The following is a 21,461-nucleotide window of genomic DNA, read 5'->3' as shown; positions in this document are numbered from 1 at the left end:
AGGTAAGGAAGTAACGCGTGGGGGTGAATCGAGAGCCCCCCCGCTCCATGGAGGACTTCATGAACGCTTCGAGCGCCCAAAACTCCTTGCCCCCCAACCGATACGAACGAGCCGAGTACGTCAAGCCGGACGGGCGCAAATTGTGGTTGTACTCGAGAACGCACATCGACGTCGGCGACATTCCCTCGCCCAGCCCCGAAGCGGTCGCCGCCACGCCGCACCTGCGCTGGCATCCTCTGCGCGGTGAGTGGGTCATCTACGCCGCTTACCGGCAAAACCGTCCGTTCCTGCCGCCTCCGAACTACAATCCGCTCGCGCCGACCCGCGATCCCGAGAACCCCACGGAATTACCTCAAGGCGCGTACGACGTCGCCGTCTTCGAAAACCGCTTTCCGAGCCTCGTGCCCGAGCCCGGCCCGGCCCCGACCATCGACGGCACCTTGACGGCCGACGGCGTGGGCGCGTGCGAAGTCGTCGTGTACTCGCAGGATCCGAACACGAACGTCGGCGAGCTCGACGCCTCGCACGTCGAACTTCTCGTGGACGTCTGGGCGGACCGCACCACGCGCCTCGCCGAGCGGGGCCTCGCGTACGTCCTGCCCTTCGAGAATCGCGGCGTGGAAGTCGGCGTGACGCTGCATCACCCTCACGGTCAAATCTACGCGTACGACTTTCTGCCGCCCGTGCAAGTTCGCACGCTGCAAATGGCGCGCGCCCACCGCGAAAGTCACGGGGAGGCGTGGCTGGAGACCTTCGTTCGTACCGAGCGCGCCGCGAGCACCCGCGTCGTGACGGACGCCGGAGAGGCGCTGAGCGTCGTGCCGCCGTTCGCGCGTTACGCCTTCGAGACGTGGATCGTACCCGCCCGCGCCGCTACGCGCCTGTCCGACCTCTCGCAGCAGGAGCGCCGCGCCTTCGCCGCTCTCATCTCGGACACCGTGCGCCGCTTCGACGCCCTCTTCGAACAGCCCATGCCGTACCTCATGACCATCCACCAAGCGCCCACGGACGGCACCGATTACCCAGAGTGGCCGCTGCACATCGAGTTTTACCCGTATCTGCGCGCCAAGGGCAAGCTGAAGTACCTCGCCGGAACCGAGCAGGGTGCGGGCGTGTTCGCCAACGACGCGCTGCCCGAGGCGAAGGCGGCAGAGCTTCGCGCCGTGAAACTCCCGGGGGCGTCATGAGCCGGAGGGATTCGTGAATCGAGCGCAGGAAGTCGCCGCGAAACTCGGACGGCTCGTGAACTTGATGGAGGAAGCCGGGGCGGACGGCGTACGGCTGCGCGGCATCGATTGGTTCGCGTGGGTGACGGCGGGCGGTTCCAACGTCGTCGTGCTCGCGTCGGACGTCGGCGTGGCCGAAGTCTTCCTCACGAAGGAAGGCGCTTGGATCCTGACGGACGAAATCGAGGCGGACCGATTGCGCGACGAGGAAATCGTCGGACCCTTGCAAGTCTGGTCGCACCCTTGGGCGGACGCGAGCGCCAAAGACGCTTTCGTGAACGAGCAAGCGCCCGGGCACGTCCTCTCCGACCGCCCCGCGCCTGGCGAGGACCCCTTGCCCGCGTCGGCATGGTCGATGCGCTGGACTTTGCTCGACAACAGCGAAAGCGGCCGTCTGCGCACCGTGGGCCGCCTCGCCGCCGAAGCGATGACCGAAGCCCTCACGGCCTGCGAACCGACGTGGACCGAACGCGACCTCGCGGCGGCGGGCTCGGCGGCCCTCGTGAAGCGCGGCTTGGAACCCGGTCTCGTGATGGCGGCCGGAGAGCGCCGCCTCGCCCTCTACCGCCACTTCGTCACCAAAGACGACCCCGTCGGCTCGTACGGAGGCCTGGTGTTCTGCGCCCGAGGCCAAGGGCTGTACGTCAGCATCACGCGCTTCGTGAGCTTCGGAAAGCTCGACGAGCGCAGCGCCGAAGCGCACGAGAAAGTCCGGACGGTGGAGGCGCGCGTCCTCGAAGCCTGCAGACTCGGCGCTCGGTTCGACGACCTCTACGACACCTTGCGCCGCGCGTACGAGGACGTCGGCGAGCGCGACGCCATCAATCAGCACCACCAAGGCGGCTTGACGGGCTACCGAGCACGCGAAGTCATCGTCACGCCCGACACGAAGGACGTTTTGCCGCCGAACTGCGCCCTTGCCTGGAATCCTAGCGTGATCGGCGCGAAGATTGAGGACACCATTTTCATGGACTCTGCCGGGGCACACCAAGTCCTGACCCTCGACCCCGCTTGGCCGACCGTCGAAAGCACGTTCGGTCCCCGACCTGCCGTACTGGAGAAATGAAGTGAGCGACACTCAAGACACCCACCGAGCCACCTTCCGAGACCTCTTCGGGCTCGACGCGACCGTCACGGCGGCCGCGCCGGGCCGCGTGAACCTCATCGGCGAGCACACCGACTACAACGACGGCTTCGTGCTTCCGACCGCCATTCCACAAAAGACGACGGTGCTTCTCGCGAGGCGCGACGGAACGCGCGTGCGGGCCCACGCCACGAACCTCGGCAAAGACGGCGAGTACATCCTCGGCGGGGAAGCCAGAACCGGCACGTGGGTGGACTACATCGCGGGCGTCACGCAGGAACTCGCGCGCGACGGTCACGTCCTCTCCGGCTTCGACGTGACCGTCGCCTCGGACGTGCCGCTCGGCTCCGGCCTGTCGAGCTCGGCGGCGCTCCTCGTCGCACTCGTTCGTGGCTTGCGAGAACTCTACTCGCTCGACATCGACGACGTGACGGTCGCCACACTGGCCCGCCGCGCCGAGAACGGACTCGTCGGCGCGAACGTCGGCATCATGGATCAGATGGCGTGCAGCCTCGCGTCCGAAGGCGAAGCGCTGTTCCTGGATTGCCGTGACCTCTCGTTCGAGCGCGTGAAGCTGCCTGCGGGCGCGGACCTCGTCGTGCTGCATTCCGGCGTCGAGCATCAGCATGCGGGCGGCGACTACAACACGCGCCGCGCGGAGTGCGAGAAGGCGTGCGAACTTCTGGACGTGAACGCCCTGCGCGACCTCACCGAAGCCGACTTGGAGCGCGTGAACGCCCTGCCCGAACCGTTGAATCGGCGCGCTCGTCACGTCATCACCGAGAACGCGCGGGTCCTCAAGGCGGTCGAAGCGATGCGTGCGGGCGACTTGGAACGTCTCGGCGAACTGTTTTTCGCCTCGCACGCCTCCATGCGCGACGACTACGCGGTGAGCGTGCCCGAAGTGGATCTCATCGTGGAACTCGCGCGCGAACACCCCGAGATCTTCGGGGCGCGCCTCACAGGGGGTGGCTTCGGGGGCAGCGTCGTGATGCTCGCGCGCCTCGGCACGGGCCGCCGCGTCGGGGAGCTTATCGCCGAAGCGTACGGAACGCGCACGGGCCGCGAGCCGAAGCTTCTCACGCCGAGCGCCTGAGCGGAGAATTCCTGCGAGCGGGCCGGGTTCTCGGCCTGCTCGCGAATGACGTGTCTGCCGATCCGATGCCGAGCGCGGCAGACACGATTGAACACGTTTCCGGCAGGGAGGGAACTGGCAACAAGCTTCCACGCCGCATGAATTTCTTGATGTATCACTGGGCGGCGGCTCCAATAGGCTTACACTGCCCCGCTCACCTCATGCCTCTCCCCACGTTCCGGTGGGGGCTGGGCGTTGTGTCGAGTGGAGGGTGACGCGCGAAGACCGACGAGCAACTCGAAGGAAAAAAGAAACCCCGTCTAAGACGGGGTTTTCGCTTGGCGGGCCCTGAAGGATTCGAACCTACGACCCACGGTTTTGGAGACCGTTGCTCTACCAGGCTGAGCTAAGGACCCGCGAATACGTCCCAGACGAGAAAAACTGCTTCCGCTCGTCCGGAGACACAGTATAGGTCGCGGCGGCATCCTTGGCAAGTCCTGCTCTCGGGAGCAAGCACCTGGGTGCTTCCCCGACTCCGTTCAAGCACTTCCACGGGCCGCCAGGGCGCGCTACGATCGGACGATCAGCGACGTACACTGCCGTATGGCGCAGATGTACATGATCTCGTACGACTTGAAAGACGCGACGAGCGAGGAGTATCAAGCGTTGTTCGAAGCGTTGAAGCTCATGGGTTCGAACGGTTGGGCGCACGTGTTGGAGTCCACGTGGCTCATCGCGTGCTCTTTGACCACCAAACAGTTGCAGGAACAGATGAAGGAGACGGTGGGCGCGATGAGGGTCAGCGTTTCCCAGAGCAGCCGTTGGGTGATCACGCCCATTCGTTTGAGTGAAGCGCGAGCTTTCATAAGCACCGAAAACGTGGAGTGGTGGCGCAAAGCCGCCAGCAAGGGCTTCTGATCATCGCCACCACGTCGGGCCCGACGTCTTTTGCTTTCTTGCCATCGGGGTACGAGACCACGTTCTCGGAGGACGACCATGCAGCACGAGATCAAGCTGACCCCCCAAGGGTACGCACGTCTGGAGCGGGCGCTGCAGCAGCAGCGGGACCGATTGGAGGACGCTCGGCGTGTCGTGCGCGATCAACTCGAAGCGAACGACGCGGAGAACCTCGGGTTGAGCGAAGCACAAGATCACCTGCTTGCCGTGGAAGCACGCCTTCAGGAAATCGAGGACACGCTCGCTCGCGCGGTCGTGTTGGAAAGCGAAACGCTGGACGTGAGCACCGCGACCATTGGCGCGGTCGTCGCGCTACGTGACGTAGCGAGTGGGCGTGAGCTGCGTGTACAACTCGTCAGTCCTGCCGAAGTGACCGGAACGATCGATGGCGTGGCCCGCATCAGTACGGACAGCCCGGTCGGGTCACGCTTGCTCGGCAGGCAGGTCGGAGAGGCCTTCGAGGTACCGCTCGGAAGGCGCTCCGTCACGTACGTCGTGCACGCACTCGACCGAATGGAGTGAACGTGGATTCGAGTGAACCCTTCAGGACGGGTTCTTGTCGTTGCCGCTCCACGGCGTCAACTCGTCGGGCTTCACGCCCGCCAACAGGCCCGCGTCCGTGTACACGTCCACCGTGCCGGCCAGCGGATTGAGCTTCACGACTTTTCCGCACGCGCCGCTCTCGGTGTGGCACACCTTGGCATTCTTGCGCGGCAACTCCTTGAGGAGTTCCTGGTACATCGTGTGCTCGAATTGCAAGCAGCACAGCAGACGTCCGCACGGCCCGCTGAGCTTCTCGGGATTGAGCGGTAACTGTTGATCGCGCGCCATGCGAATCGAGACGGGCGCGAAGTCCTGCAAGTGCGTGCTGGAGCAGTTCTCGCGTCCGCAAGCTCCGAGCGCGCCGATCGTCATGGCCTGCTCGCGCGGACCGACGGCCAAGAAGTTGATTTTCGCCTTCGTGTGCGATCGCAGGTCCTGCACGAGGTTGCCGAGTTCGATGCGCTCGTCGGCACTGTAGCTGATGGTGAGCAAGGCTCCGTCGAGCGTGAATTCGCACGAGACGATCTTGACGCTCAAGCCACGCGAGCGGGCCCGAGCGCGAGCGAGCCACTTGAGGTCTTCGCCTTCGCGCACGAGTTGCTCGTGCGTCTCGAGGTCCTCGGGCGTCGCCGTTCGCAGGATCGTCATGGGTTTCGGCTCAGACGGCGCGAGGTGCGGCTCGCCACGCACCCGCGCCATCTCCAAGCCGCGTCGACTTTGCACGACGACACGCGCGCCGACGTCGTAAGGAACGTCCGCGTTCATGTCGTGCAACTGCGGCGAGTGATCGAAACGTACGGCTTGAATGAACATGAGGGTCTCAGGATTTCACGAACGCCACGCTCACGTGGGAAGCGAGGTCACGCTTCGACGTTGCTGAGGTCGGCGTTGCTGTAGACGTTTTGCACGTCGTCGAGATCTTCGATCGCTTCGAGCAACGCCATCACCTTGTCGGCGTCCGAGCCCGACACGTCGACGGTGTTGCTCGCGATCATGGAAATCTGCGCGCTCTCCACGGTGAAGCCGCGTTTGGCGAGACCTTCCGAGACGGCGTACAGATCGGCGGGCGCCGTGCTGATTTCGAGACCGTCCTCGGATTCCTGGAAGTCCTCCGCGCCGAGTTCGATCGCCGCTTCCTGCGCGTCCTCGCTCGTCTCTTGGACGAGGATGACGCCCTTCTTGTCGAACTGCCACGCCACCGAGCCGCTGTTGCCGAGCGAGCCGCCACGCTTGTTGAACACCGCGCGAATTTCGCCGACCGTACGGTTCACGTTGTCCGTCAAGGTCTCGATCAAAATGGCCGTTCCGCCAGGACCGTACCCTTCGTACGTGACTTCCTTGTACTCCGCGCTGCCTTCCGCGCCACCGACCGCCCGCTTGATGGCGTTGTCGATGTTGTCGGCGGGCACGGTGTCCGTCTTCGCGGCGGCAATGGCGTTCTTGAGACTGAGATTCGCCGCCGGGTCGCCGCTGCCGCCCGAGCGGACAGCCGCCGTGATGGCGCGAATGTGCTTACTGATGATGGCGCTGCGCTTCTTGTCGTTCGCGCCTTTCTTGCGCTTGATTTGAGCCCACTTGCTGTGACCTGCCATAACGAGTATTTTAGCGCACGCGCTGATCGTCAGTTGCCGCGCTCACGGGGCCGTGCGTGGCACCCGATCGGTTCGCTGCCTACAAGCAGGCCGCGTGCCACCAACTCGGACAGCACCTCTCGAGCGAACGAGCGAAGCGCCTCCTCGCTGGCGTCCTCGACGGAGTCGAGGCTGAGCGAGGAGGTGCGGGCGAGCCGAGCGAGGTGATTCCAGCCGTCATCCATGACGAAATGTTACGGCAAAGAGATGGCGGTGCCGAACTGCGCGTTGAGGAACGCACCGAGCGTGCGAGCGATCTTGGCTTGTCCCACTCCACTGGGATGGGCACCGTCGAGCGAAAAGTCCGGCCCGAAGGGCGCGATGACGTTGTCGAGATTGACGTTCGTGTCGGCAGCCGTCGGAAGCAGGGTCGATACGTCCAGGACTTTCGCGGCGAACTCGCCCGCGAGCGCACGAATGCTGGCGTTGTAGGCGCCGACGGTCGCGCGAATTGTGGCGGCCTCGCTCGGGGTGAGCGCGCTCGGGGCGTTGCACGAAACCACGCCTCCGTTCGAGCCCGCGTCGATGAGGGTGGAGGCGGAGACGAAGTTCTCGCTCGCCGCGCAACTCGCGCGGTCGACTTGCAAGTTCGGAAAGATCGTCGTGAGGACCTTCAAGTTCGATTGCGCGAGCTTCGGCCCGGGGATGAGGGCGGGCATGGCTGTCACGTCGGGCACGGTGATCAAGACCGTCTTCGCGCCCAGGGGTTGCAGCTGCGTCAGCAAGCGGCGGTAAGCCGCTTGGAACTCGGTCGGCGAAGTGCTTCGAGACGGATCTCCGAACAGGGCGGCGTCCAGCACGTCGTTCGCCCCGATCCAAATGGACAAGAACTTCGGCCGCGCCGCCAACGCCGCTTCGACCTGCGTACGATTGGCCCCCAGCACCAAATTGTACAAACGCGCCTGCGCCTCGCCGCCGACGCTCGCACTCGTGGTGCTGGTGAGGTCGGCGACGCGCGCGCTGGTCAGTGCGAAGTTCGACACGACCGCGCCGGGGTTGGCGCGGGTGCACGACGCGGCGGTCAGGCTTCCTCCCAAAGGTGGAGGACAGCCTGGATCGTTGGTGAGCGGCGCGTTGATAGGATGGCCCGCCCAGCGTGACAAGACGACGGGGTACGCCGCCGATTGCCCGCTCGCCGTGAGGCCCGCCGACTGAGCGCCCGCCGTGAGCGAATCGCCGAGCGCGACATAACCGCTGAAGCCGCTCTCCACCACGGGAGGCTGGCTTTGCGCAGGAGGAAACATCGAGGAGATCGAACTGCAAGCGGCGAGCGCCAACGTCAAGCCGCCGAAAAGAAAGCCTTTCATGTCGAATTTGTTATAAGACGCGTGAAAGTAAAGAGCATGAGCGGTGCAAGTCGTCTTCATGTTCGCGCTGTGGCTGCAAGAGAAACGCGCCGCGTCGTGAGACGCGGCGCGTTTCCAAACACCGAGGTCAGTCGTCGGCGGCGGCGCTCGCTTGATCGCGCACGTCCGCTTCGCGAAGAGTTCTGATCATGCGCACGATGCCGAGCGTCAGGAAGTACATCAAGACCGGCAGGGCGATCGAGGCGATCCAGAAGAAGGGGTTGGCGTTTTCGTTCGTCAGCAGGCCCGAGCCGATGAGCTCAGGCTTGTACCCGGCAACGCTCAGCACGATCAGCAAGGTCGTCATGGCGATGCCCGCCGCGAGTCGCTTCGGGTACTCCGTGGGGTTCTCCGAGTAGTAGTGCATTTCCTTGCCGCTGGAGCGATCCAAGAAGGGCACAGCGAGGAACACGAGGACGACGAGGCCGGCGCCGAGCACCCCTCCGAGAAACTCGGAGTTGAAGGTGCCGCCGAGAAGCTTGAACTCCAGCGTGGACGGCAGGATCGCGAGGATGCCGAAGATCCACAGGAAGTACCAGTCGGGCTTGATGGGCGGCGTGTTGTTGGAAGGAGGACCGTAGTACTCGACGGGGTGCACCGGGATGAACGCGCTGAAGAGCATGATCACGCCGAGCAGCAGCAAGCCGAGCATCACCATGATGAAGCTTTGGTCTTGCAGCAAGGGCACGCCGACGATCTTCTTGTACGCGATGCGCTTGGCGTAGCCGGGCTGCGTGTGCTTCTGCTTGATCATCAGCAGCATGTGCGCGGCGGTCAGGCCGAGCAGAACGCCGGGCAGCAGCATGATGTGGTAGCCGTACATGCGCGCGATAAGGCGGTCGCCGGGAAATGCGCCTGCGAACGCGAGTTGCGCGATGTACTCGCCGACCCAGGGAATCGAGCCCGCGATTCCGTAGATGACCTTGATGGTCGTGAAGGCGTAGTTGTCGAACGGCAAGCTGTAACCGGTGAGGGCCGTGAGGGCCGTGAAGATCAGCAGCAGCACGCCGATCCACCAGTTGATTTCGCGCGGCTTCTTGTACGAACCCGTGAAGTAGATGCGCATCATGTGCAGCACGGCGGCGGCCATCATGATGTTCGCCGTCCAGTGGTGAATGCGGCGCAGCATGTCGCCGTACGGCAACGCGTTGATCTGAATGACCGAGGCGTACGCGGCGGGCACTTGAGTGGCGCTGCCCGGGTCGAGAGGATTGGGCACGAGACGTTGGCTCGGCTCGTAGAAGAGCGCCAAGAGGACGCCTGTGAGAATCAGGATGATCAGCGAGAAGAGCGTGATCTCGCCCAGGAAGTACGAGTGGTGGACGGGGAAGGCCTTGCGCAAGAACTTGTCGTTCAAGCGCGAGATGTTCAGACGTTCGTCAAGCCATTGGTTCATGCCTTGCTCGCCTCCTCGACGCGTTGCTTGTATTGTTCGAAATCACCTTCGGCGACGCCATAAGGTGGCGTTAAGAAAGTCGCCGCCACGACAAGGTTGTCGCCGTCGACGCGGAGCGGGAGTTGCGCGAGAGGACGTGGCGGCGGGCCGCCGAGGACTTTCGCGCCGTTGCGCATGTCGTAATCACCCGAGTGGCACGGGCATAGCAGCGTCTGGTCGGCGTTACGCCAGTTCACTTGGCAACCGAGGTGCTGGCACACGAGGCTGTACGCCACGATGCCTTGCGGCGCCGCCTGCTTGTTCGTGGCAGTGCCGAGCTCGGTTTCCGGGAATTTGCTGATGCCGACGAGGTTCGTTTGCTGGTCGCCTTGCCGCAAGAAAGCTTTGCCGCTCTTGTCCTTGCCTTGCGGATAGGCGCGCACGGGATTGCGCTCCAACTCGGCGACCGAGACGGGCTGGCCGGTCTTTTCACCTTCCGCGTGCACGAGGATGTCGCCGGGAACGGGCCCGAGCTTGTCGGGCGTTTGTCGGTTGGCGGGACGGGCGCTGCCGACGATGGACAAGAAGCCCAGGCCGCTGATGCCCGCCGAGATGCCGAGCGCCCAGTTCACGAACTTGCGACGGCTGATTTCAGGATCGACTCGCTTGAATTTGGTCATTCTTGGCTCCGGGTTACCAAGGGAACTCGCCGCTCGCGTCCTCGACGAGGACTTGGCTGTCCTTGAAGTACTTCATGTAGATGCCGAGCGCAGCCGCCAGGCTCAGGAAGATCATGGCCGAATACAGGCCTTCGGTGGTGACGCTCGGCTGCGCGGGCGGATCGGCTGCTTGACCGCTGAGGGTCTTGACGATCTGAATGGCGAAGAGGATCGAGAAGATGGCGGCGCTCACGACCGTCGCGACGAAGAACAGCACGGCGATCGGGTTGGAGCGGTTCTTGTGAATGCCGACGTGCAACTCGGTGCCTTCGGCCCACACGCTGAACAGACCGATGACGCCGTAGGTAAGCAGCACCATCACGAAGGTGCCGAGGAAGATTTCGGGAAGCTTGATGTCCTCGGGAACGAAGCGCGAGCGAACGCGCAGCACTTCGGGGCCGATGTTGGAGACGGCCGCTTGCAGCACTTCCGGACCGACGACGCCGTACTTGTTACCCCACGAGTTACGAATGTAGTTCGTAACGGCGATGATCTCGGCGTCGCTGAGGTTGGGGTACGCGGGCATGATGCCCTTGCCCTTGCGGATGTTGTTGACGATGAGGCCCGTGTCGTCGACGTGCTCATCACCGACGAGTTTGGGTCCCGCGCCGCCTTGACCGGCGACACCGTGGCAACCGGCGCACGCGGGTTGCGCGCCTTCGAACACCTTCTTGCCGATCGTCGGCCATTCTTTGGCCGCCGCCGCCTTCAACTGTGGGTTGACTTCGACTTTCGGGACTTGGGTCTCGTTGTTGAACAACCACAGCAACAAGACCCACATCAATGCCGCGACCACAATCGCGACTCCTGGCATGACCGCGTCGTTCCGTTCCATCTCTCTCCTTGACCCTCACTCCTGGTGTGGCGCGATTGTGACGCCCGTATCACTCAGCATATCACGCACGCCCAAGTGCGCTCCAAGCCGAGAGACACGTCTTCTATCGAATCGAGTCTAAGGAAGGACTGCCGGGCGTAATGTCCCCGAAACGCTCCATGAGGACACTGACAACTTCCGCCAACAGGACCACCTCGCGGTTTTCCGGATGCTCGCGCGGATCTTCGCCGCCGTCACTCAGCACCGCGATGACGAGCGGTCGCTTGGTGCGGACGACGCCGACGTCATGATGCACGCCCCGGAGTTCGCCGCTCTTGGAGGCGATCTCGAAGCGAAGCTCACCGTCCGCGTCTCGAGGCGCTCGCCGTCCGATGATGTCCTTGAGCTGCTGACGCCGCAGAATGTCGAGCGCGAGGGCCGTCGAGGCAGGGGAGAGCAGCGTGCCTCGCGTCAAACGGTACAGCAATTCGCAAAGCTCGCGAGCGTTCGCGCGGTTGCGTTCGCCGCGCCGCTGGCGCTCGTTGTGGCGCTCGCTGGGAAGTTGCAGCTTGCCGACGAGATCGGTGACCGTGAATCCTTGCGCGCGTAAAAAGGCGTTCACGTCGTCGATTCCCAGAAGGTCGATGACGATGTTCGTCGCGGTGTTGTCGGACACGATGATCATGAGCGTCAACAAGTCGCGCAGCGTGAGGGCGAGACCGGGGCCGAGTTCGTGCAACACCCCTGCCCCTCCGACCTGATCCTTGGAGCGCATCTCGCGGCGCTCGTCGAGAGACAACGACTCCTCGTCGACACGCTGAAGGGCGCGTACGAGCAAGGGAACCTTGATGGTGGAGGCGGCGTGAAAGGGACGGTCGGGCGATCGCTCGAACAGAAGGTCGCCCGTCTCGGCGTCACGAACGATGATCGACACCGCGCCGGGATGGCGCGCCAGCAGGGATTCCGCGATCTGGGTCACGCCCAAACGCTACTCCGTGAGCTTCAAGGACGCCAAGCTCGCGAAAGGATGCGGGGCGTCCTGCGGCCGTAGCGTGCAGAAGGCGCCGCTCTCGGGAGCTTCGACGCGGTGCGGGCACGTCGGGCAATCGGCGAACTCTTGGCGGGTGTACGCGAAGTCGGACGCCTCCGACACGAGCTCCCACGACCGACCGCAACCCGCGCGGTACACCCTCTTCACCGCCCTGAACGACTCCGGGCGGACGCTGGCCTTGCGCTTACTCAAGGTTGGCGATGCCTTCCCGAATGGCGTACAGGGCCGCCTGCGTGCGGTTGTTGAGCTGCAACTTCGTGAAGATCTCCGAGAGGCGGTTGCGCACGGTCTTTTCGGAGATGTCGAGGCGCAGCGCGATCTCCTGGTTGCTGTAGCCTTGCGCGAGCAACTTGAGAATCGTGGTTTCACGTTCGTTGAGGTCGGCGTGCTTCTCGGACGGCAAGACTTCCTTTTTGTCGCGAAAGTCGTCGAGGACGTTTTGCGCGAGGTCCGAGTCGAGCAGCGCTTCTCCGGCGGCGACACGGTGAATGGCGTCGAGCAAAGCGCTTGCGTCGGCGTCCTTGAGGATGTAGCCGCGCGCTCCGGCCTTGACGGCCTCGAAGACGTAGCGGTCTTGGCGGTACATGGTGATCATGATGACGCGCGCCGTGGGATCGATCTCGAGAATGGCCTGCGTCGCCTTCACGCCGTCGAGATCGGGCATCTGGATGTCCATGAGAATCACGTCGGGATGGGTCTCGGCGGCGTAGCGAATCGCTTCGCGGCCGTTGGTGGCCTCTCCGATGACGCGCAACCCCTCGCTTTCCAACAGGCTTCGGAGGCCTTGACGGAACAGGGCGTGATCATCGGCGAGCAGCACTCGAATCATGAATTCATTTTATGGCAGTGGAAGCGCGGCGACCCTGAACTTTTGACATTTCGCACCCTTCTGAGGAACGTGTGAGCGTAGAATGACGGATGATGCTGACTTGGTTCGACGCGCTGCTCGCGACGTTGTGGGCGGCCCTGACCGTACTGGGATTTCGTAGAGGCCTGATGGGCGCGGCGTGGGCGGGAGCCGCGCTGCTGGGCTTGCTGCTCACGAACGCGTTACCGTCACCGTGGCTCGGCGTCGTGGTGGCGTTGGCCCTCGGCTTCGCGACCTCGGTCCTCACCGAACGATTGACGTGGATGATCGCGCCTCGGTCGTGGCATCTCGTCGTGGGGGGCATGGGGGGCGCTTTGTTGGGCTTCGTCGTCGTGACGGCGCTGGCACTTTCCTTTCCCCTCAAGGTCATCGGGTCTCAGGCGACGTATCCGTCGAGCGACTTGCCCGTGCCGATCTACAACGGCGTGTACAACTCCATGGTTCAGCGCTCGGTGTTCGGCTTGTTCGACGGCCCGCTTTTGGCTCGCTGGCTGCTCGTGCCAGACCGAGCGCGCTGAGGCGAAGGTTTGTTGGCAGTTCGCTTCGACTTGCATACGCGTGTGACGCTATTCGGTTCGAATGACCGAGCGAAGGCGCCGGGTCGCTTTGTCGGTTCGTCCTCTGGCCCCTCCTACCAATTGAGTCTCTAAGAGTGCGAACGAGAAAGGCGACAAGGTCCCGGCATGTCGCTGCCTGACGTACTCTCTCCGCCGCAAAAGTGTAAGCTTCATGAACGACTGCCGCTATAGTGAGAGCGTACTCGTCCTTCTCGAACGCCGTTTCGTTCCAAACGGCCCCGGAGCCTTCTCGTGACAATCCTGTTCGTATACCGCGACGAACTCAACATGCTTCGGCTGGAATTGCAGGCGCACGACGAGGGCCACACCGTCGAGCGCGCCCGTAACGCCTTTCACGCCCTCCGCCGCCTCGAGGATCTCCGACCGCATACTATCGTGTGCGCCGAGACGCTCGAGGACAAAAGCCTGGTCGACTTCCGCTTTCTCGTGAGGAGCCTGCCCGGACTCGTCGAGACGAAGTTCGCGTACTTGCAGCGAGGCGAGCCGCCGTTTCCACCGGGAAGGCATGACGTGCCCCTCGACGCGACCTTGGACACCGCTGAATTGTGGGCGCAACTCGACCGCAAGCTGGGCTTGCACATCGACAAGGAAGTGCCCGAAGAGAAGGTCATCCTCGCCGCCGAGATGCAGATGGCCGAAATGCCGAAGGTGCAACTCAGCGGTGCTTTTTCGGTGTTCCCCGTCTTCGAGATGCTGACGAGCCTCAACCACAACCGCAAGACGGGACTGTTGACGCTGCACATCGGCCCGATCGACGCGCACTTGTTCATGCGCGAAGGCAACGTCGTCGAGGCGCACTACCTGAAGATGGGCGGCGAAACGGCCTTCAAGAAAGCTGTGCTCTCTGCCGACGCGCACGAGCACGGCGGGTTCACCTTCGTACCGCTCGAGCCGTACGTGCTCGCTGCCATGCCTCAGTCGATTTCGCGCTCCACGGCCCGGCTCATGATGGAATTGGCGGTGGAACTCGATCATCACAAAGCCCAGCGTCGCAACATCCCGCCGCACTGATTCTCGCCGCCTTCGGCGAGTGTTCGGTTCTCAACTTCTGAGTCGACGCAGCAAGAGCAATCCCAGGACCGCTCCGCCCGCGAGGAGGGTCAGGTTGGGCTTCGACGCGGGTGGCGGCGGAACGAAGGTGACGCCGTGCTCGTCGGCTCGTGCGGGCACTGTGCTGTACCGCCCGACGTGCGGACGTCCCAGGATCTCGAAGTCTCGAGCGAGAATGTCGAGTTGCGAACGCAGCGGTGAACCGCTCATCGGCTCGCCGTGCCCGGTCGCGGCGACTTCGGGCTGCAACGCCGAAAGACGACGCACGCTTTCTCTCGCCGCGTCCCAATCGGGCGTGTAGTACGCGGGCGGGCGCCGCACGATGCGAGGCCGCTCGGACAGTGACGCCCGCAGCGACTCTTGAATGGTCGTGACGAACGCGTCTCCCACGATGAGGGTCCGGTCGCGCTCTCGCCACAGCGAAACGTGTCCGGGTGTGTGTCCGGGGGTGTGCAGCCAGCGCCAACCGGGCGCTCCGGGAACGCTGCCGTCGGCGGGCAGGTCGCGAACGCGCGAGCCGAAATCGAAGGGACCGGGCGGCAGCATCGGGCCAAGCTTTGCCATCCATCCGCCGCCGACGCTCGAATCGCCGGGCGGGTACGCGGACTCGCCCGTGACGTAAGGCCGTTCGAGTGGGTGAACGTAAATCGGGACGTCCCAACTGCGCGCGAGTTCGCCCAGGCTGCCGATGTGATCGAAGTGCCCGTGCGTGAGCACGATCGCGTCGGGCTTTCGGATACCGAACCGAGTTTTCGCGGCGAGCTTGATGGTGTTCGCGAATCCTGGCAGGCCCGCGTCCACGAGAATCCACGGTCCGCCCGGCTCGCCGAGCAGGAAGGTGTTCACCATGAGGGTGCGAACGCGCGCCACGTCGGGCCGCGCTTCTTGCACGCCTCCTCGAGTCGGGAAGGTCGACATGCCTCATCGTCCGTGTGCGAAGTGCGGGACGCGTGTGAACGACGTCAAGTCACTCTTCAAGGATGAGGGTCGTCTCGGACATCGGGTGGTTCGCGTCCGACCACACGACGCGGTCGCGTCCGAGCTGCTTGGCTTGGTACAAGCGGGCGTCCGCCCGGCTAACGAGACGGTCGGTCGAGTCGCCCGTGCGCGCGGTCGCCACGCCGAAACTGCCGGTCACGCGGCCCGCGCGGCGAAAGGGGTGCGCGCGAAGGGCGCGCCACAAGCGCTCGGCGACGCTCGCCGCTTCGGACGAGGACGTGTCGGGCAGCACCACGAGGAACTCCTCGCCGCCCCACCGACCCAGCGAGTCGTGCGGACGCAACTCGCTTCGCAGGCGGCGCGCCACTTCGCGCAGCACGGCGTCGCCCGCCTCGTGGCCGAAGCGGTCGTTGACGCTTTTGAAATGATCGAGGTCGAGGAGCACGATGCTGACCCCCGTCTTGAGGGTCCCGTTCAGCACCTCGTAGAGCTTGCGGCGATTGGCGACGCCCGTCACGGCGTCCGTGAACGCGAGGCGCCGCATCTCCTCGGTTTCCAAACGCTGCTGCCCGAGGTGATGGTTGTACGTCGACAGGAAAAACAGCAAGGCCAGCACCGCTCCGGTGATCGCGAGCAAGTCGAGGTTGAGCGCGCTTGTGACCGGCTCGTCGCGCGCCAGCGCGACGAGCGCGGGCAACGCGAAGGACGTGACGTAAAGGCTTGCCATGAAGCGGGCCGCCACGTCGCGGCTCACGGTGATCAAGCAGGAAACGGCGATCGCGACGAGGGTGAGGTGCAAGGAGGGAGGCGTCGGATGGCCTGCCAGAGCTTCCAGCACGACTTGCCACAAGAAGAGCACGCTGATGCCGTACAAGCCGATGGCCTCGACGAGGTGTAGTTCCACCCGCTTGGCGAAAACGGCCCAGAGCAACCACGAGTAGAGCGCGAGGGCGGCTCCGCGCGGCCACAAGCTCGGCTCGAACAGCGTGCCTTGCAAGAATTCCAATCCGAGCGAGGCGAGCGTTCCCACGACCGCGACGACCAATACCGACAGGTACGTGCGCCGCTTCAGACGCCCGAGCGGCGAGTCCGATTCGATCATGGTCGGTTTGGTCGAGGACCTCATGAGTCAGGCAGCGCGAGCCGAGGGCGCTTCCGAAAGTGTACTTTAAACTCGGTCCGGGCTCGGCTTGATTCGCCCGCGAATCAAAGGCCCGCCGCCGAGAACGCGCCGTCGACCACTTCTCTGGCTTCGCTCAGCACCGTGGCGAGATGCTCGCCGCCGAGAAAGCTCTCGGCGTAGATCTTGTACACGTCCTCGGTGCCGCTGGGACGCGCGGCGAACCAGGCGTTGGCCGTCGTTACCTTCAAGCCGCCGATCGGCTCGTTGTTGCCCGGCGCTCGCGTGAGCTTCGCGAGAATCGGCTCTCCGGCGAGGCTCGTCGCCGTCACGAGTTCGGGCGACAAGTTCGACAGCACCTTCTTCTGGGCGGCGTTGGCGGGCGCGTCGATACGCGCGTAACTGCTGGCGCCCAGCTTCGCCTCGATTTCACGGTAGTGCTCGCTCGGCACCCGCCCCGTCACGGCCGCGATCTCGGCGGCCAGCAAGCCGAGCACGATGCCGTCCTTGTCGGTCGTCCACGGAGTGCCGTCACGCCGCAGAAACGACGCGCCCGCGCTTTCCTCGCCGCCGAATCCCAGCGAGCCCGACAGCAAGCCCGGCACGAAGTACTTGAAGCCCACGGGCACTTCCTCCAAGCGCCGTCCCAACTCGGCTGTCACGCGGTCGATAATCGCGCTCGACACCAGCGTCTTGCCGACCCCGACGTCCGCGCGCCATGCCGTTCGGTGCGCGAACAAGTAGCGCACGCACACCGCCAGGAAATGGTTGGGATTCATCAAGCCGTCCTTCGTGACGATGCCGTGCCGATCCGCGTCGGGGTCGTTGCCGACGGCGACGTCGAAGTCCGCGCGCAGATTCAGCAGACCCGCCATCGCGTACGGGCTGGAGCAGTCCATGCGGATCTTGCCGTCCTTGTCGACGTGCATGAACGCGAACGTGGGATCAACGCGGTCGTTCACGATCGTGAGGTTCAGCCCCGAGTCCTCCGCGAGACGCTCCCATGTCGCGAGGCTCGCGCCGCCCATCGGGTCCACGCCGATCTTGAGGCTCGACGCGCGAATCACCTCGAGGTCCACCGCTTCGCTCAGCGTGCCGACGTAGGGCGTCACGAAATCGAACGCCGCGACGTTCGGCATTCGAAGGGCCCGCGCGAGCGGTACACGGCGAATGCCCGCTCCACCGTTGGCGAGCAGTTCGTTCGCGCGTTCCTGAACGGCCTTGGTGGTGCTCGTGTCGGCGGGTCCACCCGTCGGGGGGTTGTACTTCAGGCCGCCGTCTTGCGGCGGGTTGTGGCTCGGCGTGATGACGATCCCGTCCGCGAGTTGCTGCGAGCGGCCCTTGTTGTACGTCAAGATCGCGTGCGATACGAGCGGCGTCGGCGTGAAGCCACGGCCCGCCTCGAAACGCACTTCCACGTCGTTCGCCGCGAGAACTTCGATCGCCGTCGTCCACGCGGCCTCGCTGAGCGCGTGCGTGTCCATCCCGAGGAAGAGCGGTCCTGTCACGCCTTCCGCTCGGCGCTGTTCGGCGACCGCCTGACTGATCGCGGCGATGTGCGCGTCCGTGAACGACGCGTTCAGCGACGTGCCGCGGTGCCCGCTCGTTCCGAAGGCCACGCGCTGCGCGGGATCCGCGGCGTCGGGATGCTCGCTGTAGTAGGCGCTGACGAGGCGCGGAACGTTCGTGAGCAGAGCGGCGGGCGCGAGGCGACCGGCGAGTTCGTGCAATGTCATGGCATCTCCTGGTAAAACCTGAGTGACTCGAATCAAGCGTGCGAAAGACGAGCGTCGAACACGACGTCATCAGGTTACCCGACCGCCTTACCGAGGCGGCAAGACGAGGGCCCGCGCACGTCGTCGCCGGGAGGGCGAAGCGGGGCCGCTTCGTTTCGGTTCAGCGAAACGCTTCGTCGACGCTGTCGACGGGCTTGCCGCGTCCTTCACGGTAAGCATCGGTGATCGCCGCGAGGAACGCCGTCTCGTCATACGACACGCCTTCGTTTTCCGAGTACGGGCGCTCGCCGAGATCCACGAGGAACAGGCCGCTCGGCGCTTCCACCACCGCGCGCGTCGTGAAGCGAGGATCGGCGGACGTGTGAATCGTCAATTCGTCGTGTCGAGAAGAAGGCATAGCGCCAGTGTGGAGATCCCCCTCACGTCGACGATGAGGGGGATCTAAAGCTTCCTACAAAAGCGTCGAGGCCGCTTTTGGCGGCCTCGACGAAGAATCGGCAGGTGGCTCATGCTCGGGCGGGTTGCACTTTCCCCTCGGGGCGACCGAGGCCGAGACGGGCGAGCAGATCGCCGCGCGACTCCATTTTTGCTTCCTTGACGAGTTGATCTTGCCGAGCTTCCATGCGCAGTTGCTGAACGCGCAGAGTCGCGAGCTGACTTTCCAGAAGGTGATTCATCTTGGGCTCCTATTGAGATCGAGCGGCGCTTCGTCCGCTTCTGAAGTCATTGTCGTTTGTGCGGGTCGTATGCGCATGCCACGAAAGGACTACGCCGAGCGCGGGTCGCAGGCTTACGAGGACTACGCTGCTTCGCCTACGTTCGCCCGCAACATCGTTTGACTCGGCCTTCACGGAGTCGTCGCGTGAGCGGGCGTATGATCGCCCTCGTGACTTCCTCCTCGCCGTCCGATCGTCGTCTCGCCACCTCCGGCCTTGTCGTCGGGATCTTTCTCGCCGCGTTGGAAAGCACAGTCGTCGCGACCGCCATGCCAAGCGTCATTCGCGACCTCGGGGGCCAGGAGTTGTACGCCTTGCCGTTCGCCGTGTACCTGCTCACCAGCACCGTCAGCAGCCCGCTGTGGGGGCGCGCGTCGGACATGCTGGGCCGCAAGAACCTTTATCTGCTCGGCGTGATCCTGTTTTTGATCGGATCGGCATTTTGCGGCGCGGCGAACTCCATGTCGTGGCTGATCGTCGCGCGCGCGCTGCAAGGCGTCGGAGCGGGCGCCGTCCAGCCCTTGACGTTCACGATCATCGGCGAGGTGTACACGATGGAAACCCGCGCGAGGGTGCAAGGCTTCATCAGCGGCGTGTGGGGACTCTCGGGCCTCTTCGGGCCGCTGCTGGGCGGACTCATCGTCGATTCGACGTCATGGCGCCTCGTCTTCTACATGAGCGTGCCGTTCGGCGTGATCGCCGCGCTGCTCGTGTGGCGCTTCTTGCGCGAATCGCCCGGCCGCGGCCGCGTGTCGCTCGATTGGGGCGGCGCGATCCTCTTCACGCTCGGCAGCGGCCTGTTGATTTGGGGCTTGGAACTCAAGGTTTGGGCCGAAGTGGCCGTGGGACTCGTGATGCTCGCGCTCGCCGTGCTCGTGGAGTTGCGGCACGCCTCACCGCTGCTTCCGATCAGCTCCCTGCGCCTGCGCCTGCCCCGCGTCGGCGTGCTGAACAACATTCTCGCGGGCGCCGCGTACTTCGGGTCCGTATCGTACCTGCCGCTGTACGCGCAAGGCGTCACGGGCGGAGGCGCGACGCAGGCGGGCCTCATCCTCACGCCGATGCTCGTGGGATGGACGGTCACGAGCATCGTGGCGTCACGCGTCGCTTTGCGCGTGGGGCTCACGCGGCTCGTGATTCTCGGGCACGCCCTGCTGATCGTGGCGTACGCGGCGCTCGCCTTGCTCATCGGCTTTCCGATTCCTGCGCTCGCCGCCGCCGGCTTCCTCGCCGGAAGCGGCATGGGCTTCGCGATGTTCAGCCTCCTCATCGCCGTGCAGGGAGCGACGCCGAAAAGCGAGCTCGGCGCCGTGACGTCGGCCGTGCTGTTTTCGCGCACGATGGGCGGCGCGCTCGGTGTGGCCTTGATGGGCTTGCTGATCGGGGAAGGCTTCGCGCGAGGAGGCCAAGCGCTCGCCGAAGGGTTGCGCCACGCGTTCATCCTCGCCGTCGTCCTCGTGATCGTCGCGTTCGCGCTCGCGCTGCGTCTGCGTCGTCCCAGCGAGGTGCCGGCTTGACGCTCCGCTCGCCGAGTTCAGTCGCCGGACGCGGCGGCGCCCCGCTTCGTCTTCACGCCGTGGTCGTCGGGCAGCACGGCGCCCTCGTCGGCATGCGGACGAGACGGAACGATCGATTCGTGCAGACCGCGTCGCCACGCGTCCTCGTTTTCCCGGCCTTGCCACCACACCAGCAGCAACGCCATGATGCCGTAGTACGGCAAGTGCCCCACGAGCTCCTGCCAACGAAAGACCGTCAACGTGAGATTGAAGGGCAGCCACGCGATGAGGATGATTTCGCGCGGAAAGATGTTGAAGAGCAAGAACAGCCCGACGAGCAATTCGATCGCGCCCGCGAGCAGCGCGAAGTTCGTGTCGCTCAAGCCGAGGCCGAAGTTCGCCGCCACGTTGAGCGGGTACTCGCCTAGGAAGGACGTCGCGAGCGGCAAATTCGCGAACTTTTCGCTGAACGCCACGGAGATGAGGCTGAGCGCCGTGAAGATCCGCAAGGCGGGCACGGCGAAGCGCGCGAGATCGGCGGGCGGCTCCATGCGAGGCAAGACGAGCCGCCCGACCGAGATCGGCCCGCGTCCCGCCAGCCAGAAGAACACGGCGAAGCCGAGGTAATGGATGTTGTCGAGCGTGTCCGAGAAGCCTGCGGCGAACAGGCCAGCGATCCACATCGCGCCGAGGACGAGCGCGGCGATGCGCGTGAAGCCTCCGTAGAACAAGGCGAGCGCCACGCCGACTTGCAGCAAGCCCAACGGGTACGCCCAGCCGCCTTGCAGCTCGTTGTTCGGCGAGAAGAGCGTGCCTTCCACGCCGTTGACGAGGAGCGGCACCGCCAAGTGAACGGCGAGAATCGCCGGGATGACCGCGTACAGCAGCGTGAGACGTGGCTGCGTTGCTCCGAACACCAAAAAGCCCGGCAAGAATCCCTGCCCGCCCCGCGCCCGCTGAAACAGCCACGCGAGCAACGTCACGATCAAGACGGCGCCTACGAGGGCAAGCGGCAACGGCGTGAAGAACAGATCCCAGCGAAGTGGGAAGCGCGTGGCGTCGTGAAACCACTTCTCGTGTGCGAAGGCGACGGAAGCCGACAGGGGCAGCAAGGCGAGCAGACGTCGAATCACTTCT

24 protein-coding genes and 1 tRNA gene are annotated in these 21,461 nt (G+C 64.6%); 8 read left to right on the top strand and 17 right to left on the bottom strand.

Annotated features, from left to right (window positions below; translation table 11 throughout):
- The first annotated feature begins 59 nt into the window (after positions 1-59).
- The 3 genes from galT to galK are packed head-to-tail and all read left to right on the top strand — an operon-like array spanning position 60 to position 3,406.
- Positions 60-1,187 carry a galactose-1-phosphate uridylyltransferase gene (galT, locus tag DES52_RS07835; protein WP_110886411.1) on the top strand — a complete coding sequence of 376 codons (1,128 nt, stop codon included), beginning with the start codon at positions 60-62 and terminating at the stop codon, positions 1,185-1,187.
- 13 nt (positions 1,188-1,200) lie between these two features.
- The gene (locus DES52_RS07830; RefSeq protein WP_211317880.1) at positions 1,201-2,292 is read left to right on the top strand and encodes a M24 family metallopeptidase; all 1,092 of its coding nucleotides are present in this window, start codon (positions 1,201-1,203) and stop codon (positions 2,290-2,292) included.
- 1 nt (position 2,293) lies between these two features.
- On the top strand, positions 2,294-3,406 hold the full coding sequence (gene galK, locus DES52_RS07825; RefSeq protein WP_110886248.1) for a galactokinase: 1,113 nt from the start codon (positions 2,294-2,296) through the stop codon (positions 3,404-3,406).
- A 318-nt stretch (positions 3,407-3,724) separates the two neighbouring features.
- Here the strand turns inward: galK and DES52_RS07820 are convergent.
- Positions 3,725-3,801: transfer RNA gene (locus tag DES52_RS07820), tRNA-Trp, on the bottom strand.
- A 187-nt stretch (positions 3,802-3,988) separates the two neighbouring features.
- Here DES52_RS07820 and DES52_RS07815 point away from each other — a divergent pair.
- Positions 3,989-4,303 carry a hypothetical protein gene (locus tag DES52_RS07815; RefSeq protein WP_110886247.1) on the top strand — a complete coding sequence of 105 codons (315 nt, stop codon included), beginning with the start codon at positions 3,989-3,991 and terminating at the stop codon, positions 4,301-4,303.
- Positions 4,304-4,381: 78 nt separating this feature from the next.
- A complete protein-coding gene (locus DES52_RS07810) occupies positions 4,382-4,864 on the top strand; it encodes a GreA/GreB family elongation factor (protein WP_110886246.1) in 483 nt (160 codons plus the stop codon).
- A 21-nt stretch (positions 4,865-4,885) separates the two neighbouring features.
- On the opposite strand, the gene DES52_RS07805 is transcribed toward DES52_RS07810, so the two are convergent.
- The 10 genes from DES52_RS07805 to DES52_RS07760 form a co-directional block, all read right to left on the bottom strand.
- Positions 4,886-5,698, bottom strand: coding sequence for a PSP1 domain-containing protein (locus DES52_RS07805; RefSeq protein WP_110886245.1), 813 nt, complete (start codon positions 5,696-5,698; stop codon positions 4,886-4,888).
- A 47-nt stretch (positions 5,699-5,745) separates the two neighbouring features.
- On the bottom strand, positions 5,746-6,477 hold the full coding sequence (locus DES52_RS07800) for a YebC/PmpR family DNA-binding transcriptional regulator (RefSeq protein ID WP_110886244.1): 732 nt from the start codon (positions 6,475-6,477) through the stop codon (positions 5,746-5,748).
- A gap of 29 nt (positions 6,478-6,506) precedes the next feature.
- The gene (locus tag DES52_RS07795) at positions 6,507-6,701 is read right to left on the bottom strand and encodes a hypothetical protein (protein WP_110886243.1); all 195 of its coding nucleotides are present in this window, start codon (positions 6,699-6,701) and stop codon (positions 6,507-6,509) included.
- Between the two features lie 9 nt (positions 6,702-6,710).
- Positions 6,711-7,823 carry an SGNH/GDSL hydrolase family protein gene (locus DES52_RS07790; RefSeq protein WP_170130946.1) on the bottom strand — a complete coding sequence of 371 codons (1,113 nt, stop codon included), beginning with the start codon at positions 7,821-7,823 and terminating at the stop codon, positions 6,711-6,713.
- A gap of 127 nt (positions 7,824-7,950) precedes the next feature.
- On the bottom strand, positions 7,951-9,258 hold the full coding sequence (locus tag DES52_RS07785; RefSeq protein ID WP_110886241.1) for a cytochrome b: 1,308 nt from the start codon (positions 9,256-9,258) through the stop codon (positions 7,951-7,953).
- Complete coding sequence (locus tag DES52_RS07780) at positions 9,255-9,917, bottom strand: Rieske (2Fe-2S) protein (protein WP_110886240.1); 663 nt, start codon at positions 9,915-9,917, stop codon at positions 9,255-9,257. The genes DES52_RS07785 and DES52_RS07780 overlap by 4 nt, the downstream gene beginning before the upstream one ends.
- Before the next feature lie 13 nt (positions 9,918-9,930).
- Positions 9,931-10,791 carry a c-type cytochrome gene (locus DES52_RS07775; RefSeq protein ID WP_110886239.1) on the bottom strand — a complete coding sequence of 287 codons (861 nt, stop codon included), beginning with the start codon at positions 10,789-10,791 and terminating at the stop codon, positions 9,931-9,933.
- 103 nt (positions 10,792-10,894) lie between these two features.
- On the bottom strand, positions 10,895-11,749 hold the full coding sequence (locus DES52_RS07770) for a serine hydrolase (protein WP_110886409.1): 855 nt from the start codon (positions 11,747-11,749) through the stop codon (positions 10,895-10,897).
- A 9-nt stretch (positions 11,750-11,758) separates the two neighbouring features.
- Positions 11,759-12,013 (bottom strand): hypothetical protein, encoded by a 255-nt coding sequence (locus DES52_RS07765; RefSeq protein WP_170130945.1) that lies wholly within the window; start codon positions 12,011-12,013, stop codon positions 11,759-11,761.
- The gene (locus DES52_RS07760; RefSeq protein WP_110886237.1) at positions 12,006-12,650 is read right to left on the bottom strand and encodes a response regulator; all 645 of its coding nucleotides are present in this window, start codon (positions 12,648-12,650) and stop codon (positions 12,006-12,008) included. The genes DES52_RS07765 and DES52_RS07760 overlap by 8 nt, the downstream gene beginning before the upstream one ends.
- Positions 12,651-12,739: 89 nt before the next feature.
- Between DES52_RS07760 and DES52_RS07755 the strand changes: the two genes are divergently transcribed.
- On the top strand, positions 12,740-13,207 hold the full coding sequence (locus DES52_RS07755; protein ID WP_110886236.1) for a hypothetical protein: 468 nt from the start codon (positions 12,740-12,742) through the stop codon (positions 13,205-13,207).
- A gap of 291 nt (positions 13,208-13,498) precedes the next feature.
- The gene (locus DES52_RS07750) at positions 13,499-14,278 is read left to right on the top strand and encodes a DUF4388 domain-containing protein (RefSeq protein WP_110886235.1); all 780 of its coding nucleotides are present in this window, start codon (positions 13,499-13,501) and stop codon (positions 14,276-14,278) included.
- 30 nt (positions 14,279-14,308) lie between these two features.
- On the opposite strand, the gene DES52_RS07745 is transcribed toward DES52_RS07750, so the two are convergent.
- The 5 genes from DES52_RS07745 to DES52_RS22860 form a co-directional block, all read right to left on the bottom strand.
- The gene (locus DES52_RS07745; protein WP_110886234.1) at positions 14,309-15,235 is read right to left on the bottom strand and encodes an MBL fold metallo-hydrolase; all 927 of its coding nucleotides are present in this window, start codon (positions 15,233-15,235) and stop codon (positions 14,309-14,311) included.
- 49 nt (positions 15,236-15,284) lie between these two features.
- A complete protein-coding gene (locus DES52_RS07740; protein WP_170130944.1) occupies positions 15,285-16,358 on the bottom strand; it encodes a GGDEF domain-containing protein in 1,074 nt (357 codons plus the stop codon).
- A gap of 104 nt (positions 16,359-16,462) precedes the next feature.
- Positions 16,463-18,112 (bottom strand): phosphoglucomutase (alpha-D-glucose-1,6-bisphosphate-dependent), encoded by a 1,650-nt coding sequence (gene pgm, locus DES52_RS07735; RefSeq protein ID WP_110886232.1) that lies wholly within the window; start codon positions 18,110-18,112, stop codon positions 16,463-16,465.
- A gap of 160 nt (positions 18,113-18,272) precedes the next feature.
- The gene (locus DES52_RS07730) at positions 18,273-18,509 is read right to left on the bottom strand and encodes a hypothetical protein (protein ID WP_110886231.1); all 237 of its coding nucleotides are present in this window, start codon (positions 18,507-18,509) and stop codon (positions 18,273-18,275) included.
- A 109-nt stretch (positions 18,510-18,618) separates the two neighbouring features.
- Complete coding sequence (locus tag DES52_RS22860; RefSeq protein ID WP_170130943.1) at positions 18,619-18,789, bottom strand: hypothetical protein; 171 nt, start codon at positions 18,787-18,789, stop codon at positions 18,619-18,621.
- A gap of 209 nt (positions 18,790-18,998) precedes the next feature.
- Here DES52_RS22860 and DES52_RS07720 point away from each other — a divergent pair, with 209 nt between their 5' ends.
- A complete protein-coding gene (locus DES52_RS07720; protein ID WP_484068172.1) occupies positions 18,999-20,345 on the top strand; it encodes an MFS transporter in 1,347 nt (448 codons plus the stop codon).
- 17 nt (positions 20,346-20,362) lie between these two features.
- Here the strand turns inward: DES52_RS07720 and DES52_RS07715 are convergent, their stop codons facing one another.
- Entirely contained in the window at positions 20,363-21,457 is a 1,095-nt protein-coding gene (locus DES52_RS07715; RefSeq protein ID WP_211317879.1) for a DoxX protein, read from the bottom strand.
- Positions 21,458-21,461: the final 4 nt, after the last annotated feature.

The organism is Deinococcus yavapaiensis KR-236, assembly GCF_003217515.1.
GTDB classification, from domain to species: domain Bacteria; phylum Deinococcota; class Deinococci; order Deinococcales; family Deinococcaceae; genus Deinococcus_A; species Deinococcus_A yavapaiensis.
The sequence above is the reverse complement of the archived record's forward strand: the minus strand, read 5'-3'. Positions and strand labels throughout refer to the sequence as shown.